Origin of the sequence: Aeoliella straminimaris (assembly GCF_024054565.1) — a bacterium.
Classification (GTDB): domain Bacteria; phylum Planctomycetota; class Planctomycetia; order Pirellulales; family Lacipirellulaceae; genus Aeoliella; species Aeoliella straminimaris.
This window is the reverse complement of sequence record NZ_JAMXLR010000043.1, coordinates 27,144-46,770: the sequence shown is the minus strand read 5'-3', so window position 1 is coordinate 46,770 and position 19,627 is coordinate 27,144. Positions and strand designations below refer to the sequence as shown.

The following is a 19,627-nucleotide window of genomic DNA, read 5'->3' as shown; positions in this document are numbered from 1 at the left end:
ATGGAAAACGTCGGCGTCAGCTCGCTGTTAATGCGTGTTCGTCAGCGGCAGTGGTGGATCGATGGTACGGCCGCTTGTTGCTGGGCGATCGTGGCCGCTGCCGGTCTGTTGCTGGTAGCCATGTGGCTCGATCTGGTGTGGGAGCTCGCTCCCCAAGTCCGCATCGCTGCCATGATGGTAGCCAGCATCGTTGGTTTGGGGGCGCTGGGACTGCTCGTCTGGCGAACCTGGAAGCACACCAACGACGAATATGCCGCCCGTCAATTGGACACGGCTGGTGGTCTGGGGGGCATGGTGCTGAGCGGTTGGGAACTCTCTCGCACGCCCGCTGTGGCTGGTTCGCATTCGCTGAGCGCGGGACTGAGTCAAATGGCCGTGAGCCGCGCGGCGGTGCTCGGAGCGAAGGTGCCAACTTCGTCTGCCGTGCCGGCCGATCCGGCTAAACGTGCGGCCGCGGTGTTGTTTTCGCTCGGTGGCATCGTCCTGATACTTGGCCTTTGCCTGCCGACGCTGGCTATCACGCAGTGGCACCGTTTCGCCAGTCCTTACGCGGACGTGCCGCCATTCTCCCGCCTGGAGTTCGAAGTCACGCCCGGCAACACCGAGGTGATCTACGGACAGGGGCTCGACGTTCGCGCTTCGCTGGCCGGCAAACCGGTCGAGCAAGCCACGCTGGTGCTCGAGACCGACGGCCAGCAGGACGAAGTGCCCATGTTCCCCGAGGGCGACGGCAAGTGGCGAGCCGCGCTGTCGCGCATTACCGAGCCCAGCAGCTACTTTGTCCGCGCCGAAGGAGCACGCAGCAAACGCTTCCAGATCGAAGTGATCACGGTACCGAACATCGAGGCGGTCCGCTTTCAGGTTACGCAACCCGAGTACGCCCGGCAGGCCATGTATCAGGGGCCGCTACCCGAAGGTGGCCTGTCGGGCCTGGCGGGGGCCGAAGTCCAACTGTGGGCCAAGAGCAATCGCCCGCTGTCGGCCGGCAGAGTGGAAGTCGTCACCGAGCAGGGTGCGCAGATGGTGGACCTGAAGCCAGTGGCTGCAGGGGATAACGAGGTAACGGGCTCTTTTACCATCATGCATAGCGGCCGGTTTGTGGTAACGGTTGCCGACAACGAGCATCAGGAGTCGCTCGAACCGTTTGCGGGGACGATCACGCTGCTGGAGGATCAAAAGCCGTTCGTGCGGATGCTGCAACCCCGCGAGATGTCGCTCGCTACACCGAACATCAACTTGCCGATCGAGATCGCGGCCGAAGATGACTACGGAGTCGCGCGCCTGCAGCTATACCGCAGCCTGAACAACTCGCGTCCGTTGCCGCTGGAGTTCAACATCGAACAGCTGCCGCCCCGCCGGTTGCATGAGGTGGTGTATTTGCCGCTGCCCGACTATCGTCTGCAACCCGGCGACGAGATCAAAGTGTTTGCCCGCGTCGAAGACAACGATCCGGCCGGTGCCAAAGCGAGCGAAAGCCCGGTGGCCACGGTGCGGATCATTTCGCAAGAGGAGTTCGAGCGGATGGTGCGGCAGCAGCAGGGGTTGGAGGTGTTGACCTCCAAATACCAGCAGGCCGCGCGGCGAATGGAGAAGATGGCCGAAGAGATCAAGGAGCTCGAAGAGCAACTGGCCGACCTGCCGCCCGATTCGGAGCTGGCGGACGAGATTCGCGACAAACTGAATGAGCTGGCCGACCAGATGGGCAAGGAAGCCGAAGCGGTCGAAAAGGCGGCCGAGCAATTGCTGCCCTACGACCTGGACGAGGCACTGACCGACGAGCTGAAGAAGGCCGCCGAAGCCCTGGCCAAGGCCGCCGAAGCCGCCCAGTCGCTCGCCAAGAAGAAGCCGGCCACCAACTCGGAGGCCTCCGAGGAAATGCAGAAGATGGCGAACCAACTCAGCGAAAGCCGCCAGCAGTTCGACCAGCAGGCGAGTCTGCCACTCGATTTGCTCTCGAAGGTCTACCCTCTGCTCGAAGACGAAGCGAAGTTCATCATGCTCGTCCAGCGGCAACGAGACCTGGCCGAGCGGATGGCGGTGCTCAAAGGCCTCGATTCGCCCGACGATCCTGCCATGAAGTCCCGCATGCGCGATCTGGAAGGCGAGCAGCGCCAAATTCGCGAAGAGCTCGACGAATTGGTGGCCGACATCGAGCTGCGCGCCGAGCGGCTGCCCAGTGACGAGCGACTCGATAAGCTCCGCGACACGGCTCTGAAGTTCGCTTCGGCGGTGCTGGAGAGTGGCGCCACCGAAGCGATGCTCGACGCCGAGGTGGGATTGCTGGAATTCAATGGCGACCAGGCCCTCGCCAAGGCCACCGAAGCGGCCGACATCCTCGAAAGCCTGCTGGGACAGTGCAAGGGGATGGGGGGGCAATGCAAAGGAGGCCTGTCGTTCAATCCGACGCTCGGCAGCAAGATGGGCAACACGCTACAGCAACTGCTAGGCGAAGCCGGTTTGGGCGGCGTCGGCAGTGGTTTTGGCCAGGGCGCCGGTGGCAGCGGCGGGGGCTACAGCGCTCGTCGCGGTGGCGCCAACGTTGGAATGTATGGCGGCATGCAGAGTCTGGGCCAGGCGGGCATGAGCCAGGGCCAAGGCACTCGCAACGCCGCGGCCAACGGCCAGGGCGATGGCAGCGGCTACGGCATTGGCGGCAACGGCCGTGATCCCAGCCGGGTAGACATGAACGTTACTTCCGAAGCGGCCAGCAGCAGCCAGGGCTCGGTGCCGCTCCGCTATCGCCGCCGGGTGGGTCGCTACCTGCAGGAGTTGGCCGAGGAGCTGAACCAGCAATGAACGCCACAAACCAACGAAAGGGACGCGACATGCGCACTCGAAATCGACTCACAACTCGAGTTGGGCTGGCGATAGCCTTCGCTCTGGTGGCACTTGCGCGGGTGCATCATGCCGCGGGCGAGGACAAGAAGCCGGAGGAGAACACCTCCAAGGTCCAGCAGATTCCCGACCACCGGCAGGTGGGCGGCGAGCCCGACAGCGTGGTGCAGGTGGCCAACCTGGTGTACGCCGGCGTGAAAAGCAGCCAGTGCTTTGCCGATCACTTCCTGATCGAGGCGGAGAAAAAAACGTCCATCTCTACCAGTCGGCGGTTCTCGGCGGTGAAGCTCAGTAGCAGCGAGATTTATGGCTACCCGCTGGTGATCATGACCGGCGAGGGCGACTTCACGCTGCCCGAAGAGGAGCGGCAGAACCTGCGTCGTTACATCGAGCGGGGCGGCTTTTTGCTGGCTTCGTCCGGTTGTTCGTCGCAGGAATGGGATCGGGCGTTCCGCCGCGAGATGGCCACCATCTTTCCCGAGCACCCGCTCCGCCCGCTCGATATGAGCCACGCCATTTACCACACCGCTACCGACATCAGCGAGCTGAAAGCCAAGCATGGCGAGCCGCGGCCGATCGAGGGCATCGAGATCGCAGGTCGATTGGGCGTGGCATACTCGCAGGACGGTTTGAACGACACCGCTCACACGCAAGGTTGCTGCTGTTGTGGCGGCAACGAAATCACCAACGCCATGGAAGTGAACGTCAACATCCTGGCGTACACCTTGATGTTCTAGACTCTAGCGGTTGCTGACCCCTTGCGCCTTATTCGCTCTCCACGCACGACTTCGCTGCTCTTGGCACTAGCCTGGTGCCTGTGTAACTGCGTTGGCTGCCAGCCCAGCAGCAACACACCTGCGAAGCTCACCCTGGTCGCCAGTGGCGACACCGCGGGGTGGATCGTGCCCTGCGGCTGCACCGCCAATCAGTCGGGTGGCCTGCTGCGACGGGGAACATTTATTGCCGATCTGAAGGAGCAAGGCGAAGTGCTGTATGTCGACGCCGGCGGCGCCGCTAGTGGCGACGCGGAGTACGACCGGCTGAAGTTCGAGGCCATACTCGACGGCGAGAAGTTGCTCGCCGTCGCCGCGCACAATCTGGGCGGGGCAGAGCTGGCTTTTGGTGCCGAATATCTGGCCAAAGTGGCCGCCCGCACCCGTGTGCCGCTGGTTTCGTGCAACGCTCGGCTAGCCGATGGCGGCCAGATCGCGAACCCAGCAGTCTCCATCGAGCGGGCGGGCAGGACGTTCGCCATCGTGGGAGTCGTCTCGCCCGACTACGCGACGGACAAAATCACCGTCGATCCACCACTGCAGGCGGTACGTGGGACAATTCAAGCGCTGGCGGGCAAGTACGACACGCTGGTGGTGCTCGCCTACCTGCCCGAACCGCAGTTGCTGGACCTGGCGGACAACCTGCCCGAGGCCGATTTGGTATTGGGAGGGCCGACCGGTCAAAGCGTGTTGCCCACGCATCGCGGGCCAACCCTGGTAGCCTCGGCGACGAACAAGGGCAAGTTCATCGCGGTGCTCGACGCGCCGATGGGCGACTCGAAGTCGTGGGACGGGAAGATCGTCGAACTCGACCAGGCCTACGGCGACGACGCGGAACAAAAAGACAACCTCGACGCGTACTACGTGAAACTCGACGCCCGCGATCTTACGCCCGCGGAGACCAGCTTCGTCGACAACCTGCCGCTCGCTCCGCCTGAGGGGTTTCGTGTTGCCGGCGATGCGAGTTGTGAGAAGTGCCACCAACAGGACTGCCAGCTCTGGCAAAACAGCAAGCACGCCCACGCCTGGGCCACGCTTACCGCCACCGGCGCGGAGGTCGACTCTTACTGCCAGCAATGCCATACCACGGGCTACGGCCTGCCGGGCGGGTTTGTGTCGCGTTCGGCGACGCCGGATCTGGTGAACGTGGGTTGCGAAAGTTGCCACGGGCCGTCGTTGGCTCATGTCGAGTCGCCACACGTCAAAACTGCCTACGCCGAGCAATCCAAGAACCAGTGCATCACGTGTCACGACCGGGAGAACAGTCCCCGGTTCAACTACGGCGAGTACTGGCAGAAAATTGTCCACGGAACCCAGCCGGCAACCGCTCTATCGGAGTGAACGATGAAGAGGGACTTCCACTTGCGCAATCGGATGTTCGGATTCCTGGCGATCGCCGCGATGGCGGGCGTTGCCGTAGCGGAAGATGCGCCGCTCGAGTGGCTTGCCGATTACGACCAGGCGACCAAACAAGCGCTGGCCGAGCAGCAACCGATCCTGGTGCGTGCTGGTGCGCCGTGGTGTGCGTGGTGCAAGCTGCTGGATGTCGAGATTGCCAAGCCCGAGGTGCAGGAAGACTTGGCGACGGTCACGCTGCTGGAAATCGACATCGACGACCAGCCCGAACTGGCCACCAAGCTGAACATTAGCGCCGTGCCCGCCCTGCGAGTGCTCACTCCGCATGGCCGGCTCGTCGCCTCGCAAGACGGGTTTCTGGAAGCCGAGCCGCTCCGCAACTGGCTGAAGCAGGCCCGCGATTCGTTGGACATCACGGTCGACGCGGCGCTGATGTCGGACGACGAGCCCACCGTGCTGGAAGTGGTGCGGGTGGTGCGGCAGTTTGACGCTCGTGACGCTTCGCTCCGCGAAGCGGCCATCCAGCGATTGTTGCCGTACCCCAAGGCATCGGCCGGCGCCGTGATCAAGACGCTTCGCGATGGCAGCCTCGCGGAGCGGTTGGCTGCCTTCGAGCTGATGAGCGAATGGCAGGCCCCGCTTGGTTCGATCGATCCTTGGATGCCCGAGACGCTCTCCGACGAGCAGTTGGACGAGGTGACCCAGTGGATGACGACCATCGACGCGCGGCTGACGCCTGGCGTGGCACGGACCCTGACCAACCAGGAGCTGGAGACCCTTCGCAACGACATTCAGCGAATGCTCACGGTCCCGCCCGACGAGGTGATTGCCATTCGCGAACGCATCGCCCGGCTGGGCAGCGGCGCCCTGCCCGAGGTGCTGGAGCAACTCACCACGGCGGAAACCGACGAGACCCGCCAGCGGCTCGTGGCTCTGCGGTATCGGCTGGCCGCCCCTGGGCGACTGGTGCTCGATTGGCCGGGGGGCCTGGAGCGACTCGCCGACGCGGACGCCAGCATCCGGCATCAGGCCGCCGAAGAGATCGCCCAGATGGGCACAGCCGACAACGAAGCCCTGTTGTTGGAACTATTCAGCGATGCCGATCCATTGGTGCGGGAGATCAGTCTCCGCGGCCTTCGCAAGCTGGAAGGTGAGCAGGCGACCGAGGCACTCGCCTCGTTGCTCAGCGATCCCGAGCCCAACGTCCGCGCGGCGGTGCTCAAACAACTGGCCGAGGATGGGTCGACCACCATGCTGAAGCGGGTAATGGACTACGTCGAGCAGGAGCACGACCCGAACCTGCTGGTGCACGCCATTCGCTATTTCCGCGAGACCAGTGCCAAGCAAGCCCGCCCAACCTTGATCAAGCTGCTAAAGCACGATAGTTGGCAAGTTCGTGCCGAGGCGGCCGAAGCGATCGGCAAGACGCTGAAAAACAACTACATCTATGGCCCCGGCGTGCAGTCGGACGACGGCACCCGCCAGGCCCAACTCGCGTTGCTCGAAACGATTAAGGACCCCGACGCGTTTGTGGTGAGCAAGGCGCTGGAGTCGCTCCAGAAAGTCAACAGCAAGGAGGCCGTCGAGCCCTTGGTCGAAGCGGCCATGAAACACCCGGCACTCGCTTCGCAGATTGTGCAGATGCTGGCCCGCGGCTCGCAAATGCGCGAGGCGGCGGTGCCACACCTGCAGCGGTTCTTCAAGAGCGACGATCCCAAGGTGCGTGCTGCCGCCATTCGTGGTTTGTGTGCGACTACTGACGAGGGCATCGAAGACGAATTGATCGCCGCCATCAGCGACCCGGCCGGCGAGGTCCGTTTGGCCGGAACCACCGCGATGATGGGACTGCTGGACACCGATCGGCCGGGCACGGTGGTGGAGGTCACGTTTTCCGGAGAAGCCGATCTGTTTGGTGTACCGCCCTCGGGCGAGAATCCGTTTGGGGAAGCAGACTTGATCGTCCCCGAAGCACCCGCTCCCCGTGGCGGGATCATCTCGAGGCTATTTGGTAGTTTCTTCGGAAGCGAACCTGCCCCGCCGGCAGAATTGCCAGATGCGGATGAGACCGACGCTGAGGATACTGACGCTGAGGATACAGCAGAGGAAGCACCCGCCGCCGCCGAAGCGACGGAAGCGTCCAGCGACGACCAGGCCCAGCCCCTGTGGCAGGAGGACCAGCAGTCCAGCGAGGCGCCCGCGGTGTCCCCTGCTAACAACCAGCAACCGCCCGAGCCCGGTCGGCAAGAAGCAGAAACGTCAGCCGACGAACAAGAGCAACCCGAGCGTCCCAACCCGGTCGACGAATGGCTTCGCGGGGTATACACCGGCGAGAACCGGCCCGAATGGACCGAGCAACTCCGCCAGCCGCTTCGCGAAATGATGGAGTCGGACGATGCCGAGCAGCGCACGGCGGCCGCCCTGGCTTTGGTGCCGCTGGGCGAGTCGGCCGAAGCGGTGCCGGTGTTGCTGGCCGAGGCAGCCAACGATCCCAAACGCCTGCGCGAGGCATCCGCCGTACTACGGTGGTTGGTGTGGGAAGACCGCGCGGACGTGTTTCTCAAGCTGTACGAACTGGCAGATGTCGACACGCTGCGTGCGAACGTGCTCGACCAGCTCTCCAAGATGCGGGATCCCCGGGCCACCGAGCTGTACTGGCAGTTGCTCGACCGCGAAGATGCTTCGTCCGAAACGGCGGACACCACCCAGCGGGCCATCATGCAGGGGTACCTGGGCAATCGCTACTACGACACCGACAGTCTGCCCGCCCGGCACCGCGACGAGCTGGCCGAGAAGATTTCGGCTCACATTGACGAAGGGACCGCGATCAAGCGACTAACTGCGATCAACATGCTGATCCAGTTTGCCCCCGATGCGGCCCGCGAGGGGGCCGAGCGGTTGATGGAAGATGAGTCGGCCGACGCGGCATTGCGGAGCGACGCTTTCCAGATCTCCCTGCTGGTCGGCAGTCGCAACCAAAGCAACAAGGCCGCCATTGCCGCGCTAACGGGCGACGACGACCATCGTCGCCGAGTGGCGCTGCGGTTTCTGGCAATGGGAGCCGACGCCATGACCGAGTTGCCGGCCACCGGGCTGTTCGTCCAGCGGCCATCGACCACCATCTACTCGAACACCGGGCAGCCCATTGTGCCTGCGCCGCCATTCCGGCTCGAGTCGAAGCACGTGCGGCCACTGTTGGACGCCGACGATCCCGAGATGGCGGCCTACGCCGGCTATTTGCTCACACTGTTCGAAGATGCCAAGGGACTGGAGCCGCTGCTCGACTACCGAGCCAACAGCGAACCTTCGGAAGAACTCGACAAGCTCGCCTATCGGGCGATCGCTGTACTGAACAATGCCGACCACACCCAGTTGCTGCGGGACATTTATCAAGGACTGGAAGATTACCAGGTGGCGGATTTCTATTGGACGATCCGCATCATGAGCGTTCCCGAGGTTCTGGAACTCCGCAAGGAAATTCGCAACGAACGGGGCATGGATCAACTGCAGTGATCGGTTGCGGTCGGCACGGTCTGTACACGGACATTTTCAAGCTATGCAATTAACAACTTTGGAGTATCTGATGCTACACAGGTTCGCCCCGTCGATGATTTTCGCCCTCTCGCTGCTGTTCTCAGCAGCGACTTACGCCCAAGAGACGGAGCAACGAGCGATCGTTGGCAGCGGCTCGGCTACCGAAAAACAGAAGCCAACGATCCTGCGGATGCGCGTTCAATTGACGGAGAAGGCCGGCACGGCCGAAGAGGCCCTGCAGAAATTGGCCGACCGCCAGGAGGCGGCTCGCCTGCAGCTCGAATCGTTGGGCGCTACGGCCGACTCGATCAAGGTAACGGATGCCACGTTTCCCGCGGAGGGCTCGGACATGCAGCAGCAGATGCAACAGATGGCCATGATGCAGATGCGCAGCGTGGGACGCGTGCCCGAGGGATTGAAGCCGGTCAAGAGCGTCACCTTTGTTTGTAACGTCACCGCTGAATGGTCCTTGGAGCAGGAAGACAACCAAGAGCTGCTGGTCTTCGTCAGCCAGTTGAAGGACAAAGTGGTCGAAGCCGATCTGGCGGGGCTCAACGAACCCAAACAAATGACGCCCGAGGAGGAAGAGATGCAGGCCGAGATGCAGCAGATGATGGGCAACATCTACGGCGGCGAGTCGGAAACGCCTGGCAAGCCGACCTTTTTGTACGTGGCCCAAGTATCGGACGAAGCCCGGCAGCAGGCGATGGCCAAAGCGTTTGCGAAGGCCAAATCGCAGGCCGAGATGCTGGCCACCGCGGCCGGCGTCGAGTTGGGACCACTTCAGTCCCTGGCGTCCGGGCCTGGTGATTCGTCCAGTGGTTTCGAATACCAATACATGCGGTACATGCAAGCTTACACTGGCGTTTCCACCAGTGAGCAGCCCAATGAAAACGAAGTGATCGCCACCACGCCCGATGGGCTTTCGCTCAGCGCCAGTGTCATGGCGACGTTCGCCATCAAGTAACGCCTGAAAAATAGCGCCCACGTGACCTGCAGCCCCCCAAGTCCACAGGGCCACGCGGGCGCCAAAAGCTGACCAGGATCGACTGCCGGGCAGCAAGCCGTCGGCCGTGGGCGCTTCTCCCCCCTATTTCGCTCTTGTGGCATGACCTATTCCACCGGAATGGGGTTCGCCTCGCCGGTTGCGCAGTGCGCATGCCCTGGGGTGATGGCAATCCTGGGGCAAGTTGATCTAATGGCGGTTGTTGGTGCGACCGTTTGCGCCGGCTGATTTCGCTTGCTTCCTTCGTGGCGCTCGCCATGCACATCGTCTTTCTGGGATCTGCCGAAAGCTGGTATCTCCGCGACCTCCAGCGGGCGGCCGGCCATCGGCATATGGTGGTGCCGGCGCCGTTCAGCAATATCGAGTCGGCGGTCGGTGGCGGCGAGATCTCGGTATTCAGCGGCTTCCGGTCCCAGGTATCCGCCAGTTCGCTGTCCGCTGCCGATTGCGTGCTGGTACGCACCATGCCGCCGGGCACGCTCGAGCAGGTAGTGTTTCGCATGGACGCCCTGGCTAGCATCGAGGCGGCCGGCACACTCGTCATCAATCCCCCCAAGGCTATCGAGGCGGCGGTCGACAAGTACCTCACCACCAGCCGCCTGGCCCGAGCCGGGCTGCTCGTGCCGAGGACGCATGTCTGCCAGACGGCCGACGCCGCCATGCAGGCCTTCGGCGAACTCGGTGGCGACGTGGTGCTCAAACCTCTGTTCGGCGGGGAAGGGCGGGGCATCACGCGGATCGCCGACGAATCCTTCGCGCTGCGGGCGTTCAAGCTGGTCGAGCAACTGGGCGGCGTGATCTACCTGCAAGAATTTATTGAACACGAAGGCTACGATATTCGCGTAATGTTGGTAGGTGATAAGCCGCTAGCTATGCGAAGGCGTAACCAACTCGACTGGCGGACCAACGTCAGTCGCGGCGCCCGGGCCGAGGCTTATCAGGCAACCGAGAACGAACTGCAAATGGCCCACCTCGCCGCCCAGGCGGTCGGTGCGCCGCTTGCTGGCGTAGACTTACTGCCCGCCCGCGACGGCCGACTGTTCGCCATCGAGGTAAACGCCGTGCCGGGCTGGCGAGCGCTGGGCCGGGCCACCAAAGTGGACGTATCGGGCTTAGTGCTGCAGTGGCTCGAGTCGCTGGTGGACTGAAAGGAGGTGGCGGGTGAAATCAGAGCTCCCCCGTAGCCAAGCGGCTACACCTTGTCCGTAATTGCCCACAACCTGCGGCAAAACCGTTACCAGCGGCACAATCCTCGGGTGCGATTTTCGCCAAGATTGGCGGAATCCCGACGAACTCCTCACAACAGAACGCATGATTCTGTAACCGTAGATTTCGAAAAAGGCATAGCCATGTTGGAACACTTTTACTTTTACGTCGCAGTCGCCGGTGGGCTTGTGCTTGGTCTGCAGTTGCTTCTTACCTTTCTGGGTGGCGAGGAAGGTGGCGACTTTGACGACGGTGGTGCGGATGCAGGCCTGGACTTCGACGGCGACGGTGATGGCGATGGTCATCACCACGGCGAAAGCTTCTGGTTTTTCGAGATCGTATCGATACGAACTCTGGCCGCCGCTGCGACCTTCTTCGGTCTGGTCGGACTAACGGCCAGGTCGGCCGATTTGTCACCCCCCATATCGTTGGTGTTGGCCGCTGCTGCAGGGTTTGGCGCTATGTACGCCGTGTATTGGATGTTCAAGCAACTGCTACGTCTTCAGTCCAGCGGAACGCAACGCGTACAGAACGCCGTCGGCTTACCCGCGATTGTGTATCTGAGAATACCGGAGGCTGACTCTGGAGCCGGGAAAGTACACGTTGATATGCAGGGTCGAACCGTGGAGTACCTGGCCGTCACGGATGACGAGCAGCCAATTCCAACGGGCGAGAACGTAATGGTAACAGAAGTGGTAAATAGCGAAACGCTCCGCGTAGCACGGCAGATCTAGAACTGATCGGCGCCGCCGATTTGCTCAATTCAATAAGGGGATAAAAGTGATGATTCAGCCTGTGATAGCTGTCAATTTATTCGGGTACAACGTGCCGTTCGCGGTATTTGTCGTCCTGATGCTCTTTGCGATCGCAGCCCTCATGCTGATGGGTTTTGCTTTCGTGAAGTCGCTCTACAAGCGTTGTAGCAGTAATCAAGTGTTGGTGGTCTACGGTGCCGGTACGGGGCGCGAGGGCACCACCTCGAAGACGGTGCACGGTGGCGGTTCGTTCGTATGGCCGGTGATCCAGTCGTACGAGTACTTGAGCCTGGAGCCAATCCAGATCGAAATTCCGCTCCGCGGGGCACTCTCGAGTGAGAACATCCGCGTCAACGTGCCCAGCGTGTTTACCGTCGCTGTTGGCACGGAGCCAGCGGTGATGAACAATGCCTCGATTCGCCTGCTCGGGCTCTCCACGCAGGAGATTCGCAAGCAGGCCGAGGAGATTATCTTTGGTCAGCTTCGTCAGGTGATCGCCTCGATGTTGATTGAGGACATCAACCGCGACCGCGATACTTTCCTCACTCATATACAGAACTCGGTCGAGCCGGAGCTCAAGAAGATCGGCCTGGTGCTGATCAACGTGAACATCACCGACATCACCGACGAGTCGGGCTTCATCGATGCCATCGGTCAGAAGGCGGCCAGCGAAGCCATCCAGCAAGCCCGTGGTGACGTGGCCGACGAGCAGCGTAAGGGTGAAATCCGCGTCGCCAACGCCGAACGCGAAAAGGACGTCGAGGTGGCCAACGCCCAGAAGCTCCGCGAGATCGGTACCCGCGAAGCCATGCGAGAGCAGTTGGTCCGTATCGCCGAGCTCGAAAAAGAGCAGACCATCGGCGAGAAGGCGGCCGAGCGCGACCGTGCGGTCGAGGTGGCCAACATGCTCAAGGAGCAAACCGTTGGTGAACGCACGGCCGAGTACCAACGCGAAGTGCAGGTCAAGCAAGCCGATCAGGAAAAGCGTATCGCCGTGGCCAACGCCAACGCCTCGGCCGTGGATGGCGAAAACATCGCCGAGGCCAAGATTGCCCAATCGCAAGCCATTCTGTTGGTCGAAAGGGCCGAAGCCTACGAAAAGGGTGAAGCCCGCAAACGCGAAGCCGAGGCGGCGGTCATTGAGATTCAAAACCGTGCGATGGCCAAGGCCGCGCTGGCCGAAGCCGAGCGCGTCGAGGCCGAGAAGCGTGCCGAACTGGAAGCACCTGCCAAAGCCGAGAAGGCTCGCAAGGTAGTCGAGGCCGAGGCCGAAGCCGAGAAGCGCCGCCTGGAAGCCGAAGGTGAAGCGTCCGCCATCTACGCCAAGCTGGAAGCCGAAGCCCGCGGCCAGTACGAGATCCTGGCCAAGAAGGGTGAAGGTTTGAAGCAAATTGTCGCCGCCTGCGGTGGCGCGAAGGAAGCCTTCCAGTTGATGATGCTGGAGCACCTGGACAACCTGGCCGAGTCCAGCGCCAAGGCGATCAGCAACATCAAGTTCGACAAGGTCGTGGTGTGGGAGAACGGCAAGGGCAGCAACGGCCGCAGCAGTACTGCCGACTTCCTGCACGGCATGGCCGGCACGTTGCCTCCGATGCTGCAAGTGATGAAAGACATCGGCGGCGTCGAAATCCCCGATGCCCTGGCCAAGCTGGCCGGCGAAGGCTCTACCGGCCGCGACGAGCCGGTGAAAGCTACCTCGAACGGCGCGATGGCTCCGATCGATGCTGCGGGCGACGCGCCGAGCGACGACGAACAGGACCTGCCGCCACGCAGCTAACGGGCCAGAAAACTTGAGAACCGCTCCCGAGCCCCCGCCAAGTCTGGCGGGGGCTCTTTTGTTGGTGCCTACCATTGTCTCGCCTCTCCGAACACAATGGTCCGATGGAAAAGCCCCGCGTGAACGTCGCCGATGCCCTGCACCAGGCGGCCACCGCTGCGCCGGAGCGGAAAGCCCTGGTCGAAGCGTGGGGCGCGGGACGGTCGATCACCGCCGCGGAACTGGACGAGCAAGCCAGCATCCTGGCCCGGGGGCTTATCGAACTCGGCGTCCAGCCGGGCACGCGGATCGCGCTATTGGTAAAGCCGAGTATCGAATTCGTGACGCTCGTGTTCGCCCTCTTGCGCAGCGGCGCCACGATGGTGCTGGTCGACTCGGGACTAGGGCGCAAAAACATCGTCCGCTGTTTGGCCTCGACCGAACCGGAAGGCTTTGTGGCGATTCCATTGGGGCACGCATTGCGACTGGTGAAACGCAGGGAGTTTCCCAAGGCGAAGCTCAATGTGAACGTAGGCCCCACGTGGTTACCGCTGGGTAAGCCACTTACCAAGCTATATGAACTCGGCCAAAGATCGAACGTGGACTTACCCCACACATCGGCCGACGATCCCGCGGCGATCGTATTCACTTCGGGCAGCACCGGCCCGCCGAAGGGCGTCGTGTACCGGCACGAGACCTTCACCACACAATTGGCCGAGATCCAGCGGATGTACGGTCTGGAAGCGGGCGGCGTGGACCTCGCCTGCTTCCCGCTGTTTGGGTTGTTCAACGTCGCGATGGGCATCACCACGGTGCTGCCGGAGATGGACTTCAGCCGCCCGGCGAGTGCGGACCCGAAGAAGCTACTCGCGGCCGCCAACCAGTGCCAAGTCACCCAGTCGTTTGCCTCGCCCGCGGTATGGGACCTGCTGAGCCGTCACTGCCAGCAGACGGGCGAGTCGATCCCGACGCTCAAAAAGGTCTTCAGCTGCGGCGCGCCAGTCGGCGCGGAAGTCATCGAGCGGACCCTCACGCACGTCTGCCCCGGCGCAGAATTGCATACGCCTTACGGCGCCACCGAGAGCCTGCCGGTCTCGACGATCGAAGCCCAGGAGATACTCAATGACACCGCCGAGAAGACTCGCACCGGCGCGGGCGTTTGCGTCGGTCGCAAGGTCGATAGCGTGGAGTGGCGAGTGATCAAGATTACCGACGAGCCGATCGCGAAGATTGAAGAAACCGAGGAACTTTCCCAAGGCAAAGTCGGCGAGCTCATCGTGCGAGGACCGCAGGTTTCGCGGGAATACTTAACCCCTAATAGCCCTCGACGGGAGTCGAGGTTTCCAACCTCCGCGACGCATAACGAACTTGCAAAAATCACGGATGGCGACTCCGTCTGGCACCGCATCGGCGACGTCGGTTACCTCGACGAGCAAAACCGCTTCTGGTACTGCGGGCGGAAAAGCCAGCGGGTGGTGACCAGCGAGGGGACGTTGTTTACGGAGTGTGTGGAGCAGGTGGTGAATACGTACCGCTACGTTGGCAGGTCGGCATTGATTGGTATTGGACCACGGGAAGCCCAACGGGCCGCGATTGTGATCGAGCGACCACCGGCGCCTCCGGGCATCAAGGTCAGACGGGCATCTTGGAAGATCGTCAGGAGCGAAATTCGCAAGTACTTGTCCGAGGATCCGCATCTGAAACACATTGAGCACATTCTAGAACATTCACTTCTCCCCACCGACATCCGCCACAACGCCAAAATCAACCGCGAGCAGCTAGCCAAGTGGGCGGCGAAGCAACTGAAGAAGGAACGCTAGTCTCCGAATCGACACTTATCAGATTCAATCTCGTTCCCACGCTCTGCGTGGGAACAGACTGGATGACCGCTCTGCGGTCGTGGAAGAGCCACCAGGAAAGTAACTGCAATTATGATAGACCCCATCGCCGCAGAGCGGCCGGATATTGCGTTACCACGCAGAGCGTGGGAACGAGGTGAGGGGCATATGGGGGACGGCACATGACGCGCACTCGGTACAAGATTCACGATTCGGCGTATCCCCATTTCTTGACTTGTACGATCGTCGACTGGTTGCCTGTGTTCACACGTCCCGAGGCGGTGCAGGTGGTCTTGGACTCATGGTCCTACCTCCAAGCTAACCATCGCATGCAGCTGTTTGCTTACGTAGTACTCGAAAATCATCTGCATTTTATTGCGTCAAGCGATGATTTGGCCAAAGAAGTCGGAGATTTCAAATCGTACACAGCCAGAAATCTTATCGACCTGCTAAAGCAGGCCAATGCGCAGACATTGCTCAAGCAACTAGCTTTTCGAAAGTCGGCCCATAAGACCGACCGTGAATTCCAGCTTTGGCAGGAAGGGATCAAGCCCAAGCAGATCTCTAGCGACGAAATGATGCAGCAGAAGATCGAGTACATCCACAACAATCCGGTAAAAAGGGGCTACGTGGACGATCCGATTCACTGGCGATATTCGAGCGCACGTAATTATGCTGGGGTGGCTGGGTTGATTGATGTGAGGTCGGACTGGTAGTCCATGGCCGCAGAGCGGCCGACTATCGTGTTCCCACGCGGAGCGTGGGAACGAGGCAGCAATTGGACAGCGAACGCTAGTCTCCGAATCGACACTTATCAAATCAGCGTCGATTAGCGTAGATTAGCGTTCCCCCATGCTACCGACGACACGTAGATCCTCGGCTGCGGTATGCACTGAAAACCGTTACACAACGATGTCCGCCTTCCTCCTTCCGCCTTCCCCCTTATGAAAGTCCTCGTCACCGGCCCGGGAGGTTTCCTCGGTCGGTACATCGTCGAACAGCTTATCGCCCGGGGGGACTCGGTGCGGGGACTGGCGCGCGGGGATTATCCGGAGCTCGTGGAGCAGGGTGTCGAGATGGTCCAGGGCGACCTGGCCGATCTGGCCACCGTTACCAAGGCGTGCGAGGGTGTCGACTGCGTGATCCACCCCGCCGGCAAGGTCGGCGTGTGGGGCAAGTGGTTTCAGTATTTCCGGGCGAACATTCATGGCACACTCAATATTCTGAGTGCCTGCAAGCAACTGGGCGTCGAGCGGTTGGTGTTCACCAGCAGTCCCAGTGTGACGTTTGCCGGTGCCGATCAAAAGGGCGTCGACGAGTCGGCGCCGTACCCCGATCGCTGGCTGTCGCACTATCCGCATTCCAAAGCCATTGCTGAGCAAATGGTGCTAGCGGCCAATGGCGAGCACGTGGCCAACAACGGCATCCTGCGGACCTGCGCCCTGCGGCCGCACCTGGTGTGGGGACCTCGGGATCATCATTTGGTCGCCCGGTTGGTCCAGCGTGCCCACGCGGGACAACTTCGCCGGGTGGGCACAGGAACGAACCTGGTTGACTCGATTTATGTCGAGAATGCTGCGGAGGCCCATTTGTTGGCGGCCGACTCGCTGGCGCTCGCCGACTCGCCGGTGGCCGGTAAACCCTACTTTTTGAGCCAGGGCGAACCGGTGAACTGCTGGGACTGGGTCGACCAGATCCTGGCCCTGGCCGGGCTGCCACCCGTGGAGAAGCAGATCTCGCGGGGGGCCGCCTACTGGGTGGGCGCAGGGCTCGAAGCCACGCATTGGGCCGCCCGCCGGTGGGACGCCGAACCTCGTATGATGCGGTTTGTGGCCCTGCAACTGTCGACCGACCACTATTTCGACATCTCGGCCGCCCGCCGCGATTTGGGCTACGAGCCGCGGGTCTCCATGGCCGAAGGCATGCAGCGGCTGGGAAATTGGATTGCCGAAGGCGGATTGCGGAATGCGGAGTCGACGGTCGCCTAGCCGCTCTTCCCAACTGCAACTACAATCGCCAGTTTGGTTACGCTCAATTCCCTGCGGCTATCTGCCCGCTCATTCCGAATTCCACATTCCGAACTCCGGATTCCCAAATGCTCCGTTCTCATACCTGCGGCGAACTTCGCTCCTCCGACACCGGCAAAGAAGTCACCCTATGTGGCTGGGTCGATAGCTACCGCGACCACGGGGGCGGACTGTTTGCGGACCTGCGAGACCGGTACGGCATCACCCAAGTGGTCTTCAACCCGCCGCACACGACGCCCGAACTGATCGAAGAGAGCAAGTCGCTGCGAAACGAGTACGTCATTCAGGTCACCGGCATTGTCGCGCCCCGGCTGGAAGGCAAAGCCAACGAAAAGCTGCCCACCGGCGATATCGAGCTGCAGGTCACGAGTTTTCAGTTGCTCAACAAGTCGAAGACGCCCGACGTTTCGCCGTCGGAGAAGATCACCGAACTGCCGGGCGAGGACCTGCGGCTGAAGCACAGGTACTTGGACCTTCGCCGTTCCGCGATGCAGAAGACGATGCTCCTCCGCGACCGGATTACCAAGCGGATGCGCGACTACTTCGAGGAGCACGACTTCATTGACGTCGAGACGCCGATCCTCGGCCGCAGCACGCCCGAAGGAGCTCGCGACTACCTGGTGCCGAGCCGCGTGCACAACGGCAGCTTCTACGCGTTGCCGCAGTCGCCGCAGCTCTACAAGCAGATCCTGATGATCGCCGGCTACGACCGCTACATTCAAATCGCCCGCTGCTTCCGCGACGAGGACCTGCGGGCCGACCGTCAGCCCGAGTTCACGCAGGTGGACCTCGAAATGAGCTTTGTCGACGCCGAAGACGTGATCGGCATGGTCGACGGGCTGATGCAGAAGCTGGCCAAGGACGTTTTGAACATTGAACTCGAGTTGCCCCTGCCCCGCATGACGTACGAAGAGGCGATGCGGCGGTTCGGGCATGATGCGCCCGACTTGCGGTTTGGCATGGAGATCGTCGACTGCACCGACCTGGCGGCCGAAAGCGACTTTGGTGTATTCAAGAGCGTCGCGGACGGGGGGGGCTTCGTCCGGGCGATCAACGCCAAAAAGGGCACCGACACTTACAGCCGCCGCGGCATCGATGGGCTCACCGAGTTCGTCAAAGGCTATGGCGCGAAGGGCCTGGCGTGGTTCCGCTGCGAAGACGACGGCAAACTCGGCTCGACGATTGCCAAGTTCTTCAGCGACGAAGTGCTGGTGAAGTTCGCCGAGCGACTCGACGCCGAGCCGGGCGACCTGATACTGTTCTCGGCCGACGGTTGGCAAGCCAGTTGCCAGGTGCTGCACGCCCTGCGCACGAAGATCGGCAAAGAGATGAAGCTGTACGACCCCAAGGCGATGAACTTCAGCTGGGTGGTCGACTTCCCCATGTTCGAGTACGACGACGACGAGAAGCGTTGGTTCGCCACGCATCACCCGTTCACCGCACCGCTGGACGAGGACCTGCATCTGCTGGAGAGCGACCCGCACAAGTGCCGCGCCAAGGCCTACGACCTGATCATCAACGGCCACGAAGCGGGCGGCGGCACCATTCGTATCCACGATCCCGAAACGCAGAGCAAGGTGTTCGGCCTGCTGGGCATCGACGAAGAAACGGCCCGCGACCGCTTCGGGTTCTTGCTCGATGCCTTGGCCTACGGTGCCCCACCGCACGGCGGCCTGGCCCTGGGCCTCGACCGCGTGGTGATGCTGTTCGGTGGCCTCGACAACATTCGCGACGTAATCGCCTTCCCCAAGACGCAGAAAGCCACCGACCTGATGACCGAAGCCCCCGGCACGGTCGACACCAAGCAGCTGCGGGAGCTGGGGATCAAGCTGGACTTGTAGACGCTGCGATCTCCGGGGAGCATTCGGGTGCCTGGGGTCGAGTTCCACGAGCCCTCGAGTCGGCTTACGCCGAAGGCGTTCTGTCTTTCAGCCCAGTGCCCGGGCGTGAGCCGCTACGCTGGGTAGTTGATCGATAAACCACCTCTTCCCCAGGGTAGCGGCGTAGCAGCAACCCTGGGCTAAATGCCGTAACCGCTTCGCGGTAGGTGCGGCCTTCGGTTTCGCGGTATTATGACTAACCGTGGAGACTCCTCTCGCGCCTATAAAGCAATCTCATGACCACCCAGCGAGAACGCCGCGGCCTGTTCTGGTGGGGGCTCCGCCTCGCCCTACTGGTGGTGGTGATCGCTATCGGCACCGTCGCCTGGTGGCACTGGCGGCCGGCGATGGGCATCGAACGGCAGCTCGTGGGTACCTGGCGGTTAAGCTACACCGACGAGAACCAACAGGAGCATGCTTGGAATCTCACGCTTACCTCTGGTCGGCGAGAGGTGATCGATGGAGAGGTGGGGGGCGGGAAATGGTACATGGAGGACAACCGGATTCACTTTCCGGATCCCTGGTACGAAGAGGTGGCGCGAACCTTGCTAAGTAGCAACTACGACCATGCTTTCGAGCTTACCTTTGAGGACGAGGACACGGTTACAGCGAATTCGCTGCTCAATGGGATGGACTTTCTCTGGGAGCGAGTGCCGGACTGAGG

13 protein-coding genes are annotated in these 19,627 nt (G+C 61.9%); all 13 read left to right on the top strand.

Annotated features, from left to right (window positions below; all coding sequences use genetic code 11):
• The 13 genes from NG895_RS13210 to NG895_RS13150 all read left to right on the top strand — a co-directional run bounded on the left by NG895_RS13210 (position 1) and on the right by NG895_RS13150 (position 19,625).
• Entirely contained in the window at positions 1–2,796 is a 2,796-nt protein-coding gene (locus NG895_RS13210) for a coiled-coil domain-containing protein (RefSeq protein WP_252852979.1), read from the top strand.
• A gap of 29 nt (positions 2,797–2,825) precedes the next feature.
• Positions 2,826–3,572, top strand: a complete 747-nt coding sequence (locus NG895_RS13205) for a DUF4159 domain-containing protein (protein ID WP_252852978.1) — start codon at positions 2,826–2,828, stop codon at positions 3,570–3,572.
• A gap of 60 nt (positions 3,573–3,632) precedes the next feature.
• The gene (locus NG895_RS13200; RefSeq protein WP_252852977.1) at positions 3,633–4,949 is read left to right on the top strand and encodes a multiheme c-type cytochrome; all 1,317 of its coding nucleotides are present in this window, start codon (positions 3,633–3,635) and stop codon (positions 4,947–4,949) included.
• 3 nt (positions 4,950–4,952) lie between these two features.
• The gene (locus NG895_RS13195; protein ID WP_252852976.1) at positions 4,953–8,474 is read left to right on the top strand and encodes a HEAT repeat domain-containing protein; all 3,522 of its coding nucleotides are present in this window, start codon (positions 4,953–4,955) and stop codon (positions 8,472–8,474) included.
• A gap of 70 nt (positions 8,475–8,544) precedes the next feature.
• Entirely contained in the window at positions 8,545–9,462 is a 918-nt protein-coding gene (locus tag NG895_RS13190; RefSeq protein WP_252852975.1) for an SIMPL domain-containing protein, read from the top strand.
• A 296-nt stretch (positions 9,463–9,758) separates the two neighbouring features.
• Positions 9,759–10,649 (top strand): ATP-grasp domain-containing protein, encoded by an 891-nt coding sequence (locus NG895_RS13185; protein WP_252852974.1) that lies wholly within the window; start codon positions 9,759–9,761, stop codon positions 10,647–10,649.
• 201 nt (positions 10,650–10,850) lie between these two features.
• Positions 10,851–11,441, top strand: coding sequence for a hypothetical protein (locus tag NG895_RS13180; RefSeq protein ID WP_252852973.1), 591 nt, complete (start codon positions 10,851–10,853; stop codon positions 11,439–11,441).
• 49 nt (positions 11,442–11,490) lie between these two features.
• On the top strand, positions 11,491–13,239 hold the full coding sequence (locus NG895_RS13175; protein WP_252852972.1) for a flotillin family protein: 1,749 nt from the start codon (positions 11,491–11,493) through the stop codon (positions 13,237–13,239).
• 104 nt (positions 13,240–13,343) lie between these two features.
• Positions 13,344–15,038: a fatty acid CoA ligase family protein gene (locus tag NG895_RS13170; protein ID WP_252852971.1), complete on the top strand. Its 1,695-nt coding sequence runs from the start codon at positions 13,344–13,346 to the stop codon at positions 15,036–15,038.
• A gap of 200 nt (positions 15,039–15,238) precedes the next feature.
• Positions 15,239–15,772 carry an REP-associated tyrosine transposase gene (locus tag NG895_RS13165; protein ID WP_261360902.1) on the top strand — a complete coding sequence of 178 codons (534 nt, stop codon included), beginning with the start codon at positions 15,239–15,241 and terminating at the stop codon, positions 15,770–15,772.
• 228 nt (positions 15,773–16,000) lie between these two features.
• Positions 16,001–17,044 carry an NAD-dependent epimerase/dehydratase family protein gene (locus NG895_RS13160; RefSeq protein WP_252852969.1) on the top strand — a complete coding sequence of 348 codons (1,044 nt, stop codon included), beginning with the start codon at positions 16,001–16,003 and terminating at the stop codon, positions 17,042–17,044.
• Positions 17,045–17,151: 107 nt separating this feature from the next.
• Entirely contained in the window at positions 17,152–18,924 is a 1,773-nt protein-coding gene (gene aspS, locus NG895_RS13155) for an aspartate--tRNA ligase (RefSeq protein ID WP_252852968.1), read from the top strand.
• A gap of 275 nt (positions 18,925–19,199) precedes the next feature.
• Positions 19,200–19,625, top strand: coding sequence for a hypothetical protein (locus tag NG895_RS13150; RefSeq protein WP_252852967.1), 426 nt, complete (start codon positions 19,200–19,202; stop codon positions 19,623–19,625).
• The last annotated feature ends 2 nt before the right edge of the window (positions 19,626–19,627 follow it).

Coding starts and splice junctions, on each gene's coding strand:
- NG895_RS13170 (WP_252852971.1), top strand. CDS start 13,344: ATGGAAAAGCCCCGCGTGAACGTCGCCGATGCCCTGCACCAGGCGGCC.
- NG895_RS13210 (WP_252852979.1), top strand. CDS start 1: ATGGAAAACGTCGGCGTCAGCTCGCTGTTAATGCGTGTTCGTCAGCGG.
- NG895_RS13205 (WP_252852978.1), top strand. CDS start 2,826: ATGCGCACTCGAAATCGACTCACAACTCGAGTTGGGCTGGCGATAGCC.
- NG895_RS13180 (WP_252852973.1), top strand. CDS start 10,851: ATGTTGGAACACTTTTACTTTTACGTCGCAGTCGCCGGTGGGCTTGTG.
- NG895_RS13175 (WP_252852972.1), top strand. CDS start 11,491: ATGATTCAGCCTGTGATAGCTGTCAATTTATTCGGGTACAACGTGCCG.
- NG895_RS13190 (WP_252852975.1), top strand. CDS start 8,545: ATGCTACACAGGTTCGCCCCGTCGATGATTTTCGCCCTCTCGCTGCTG.
- NG895_RS13195 (WP_252852976.1), top strand. CDS start 4,953: ATGAAGAGGGACTTCCACTTGCGCAATCGGATGTTCGGATTCCTGGCG.
- NG895_RS13160 (WP_252852969.1), top strand. CDS start 16,001: ATGAAAGTCCTCGTCACCGGCCCGGGAGGTTTCCTCGGTCGGTACATC.
- NG895_RS13185 (WP_252852974.1), top strand. CDS start 9,759: ATGCACATCGTCTTTCTGGGATCTGCCGAAAGCTGGTATCTCCGCGAC.
- NG895_RS13150 (WP_252852967.1), top strand. CDS start 19,200: ATGACCACCCAGCGAGAACGCCGCGGCCTGTTCTGGTGGGGGCTCCGC.
- NG895_RS13165 (WP_261360902.1), top strand. CDS start 15,239: ATGACGCGCACTCGGTACAAGATTCACGATTCGGCGTATCCCCATTTC.
- aspS (WP_252852968.1), top strand. CDS start 17,152: ATGCTCCGTTCTCATACCTGCGGCGAACTTCGCTCCTCCGACACCGGC.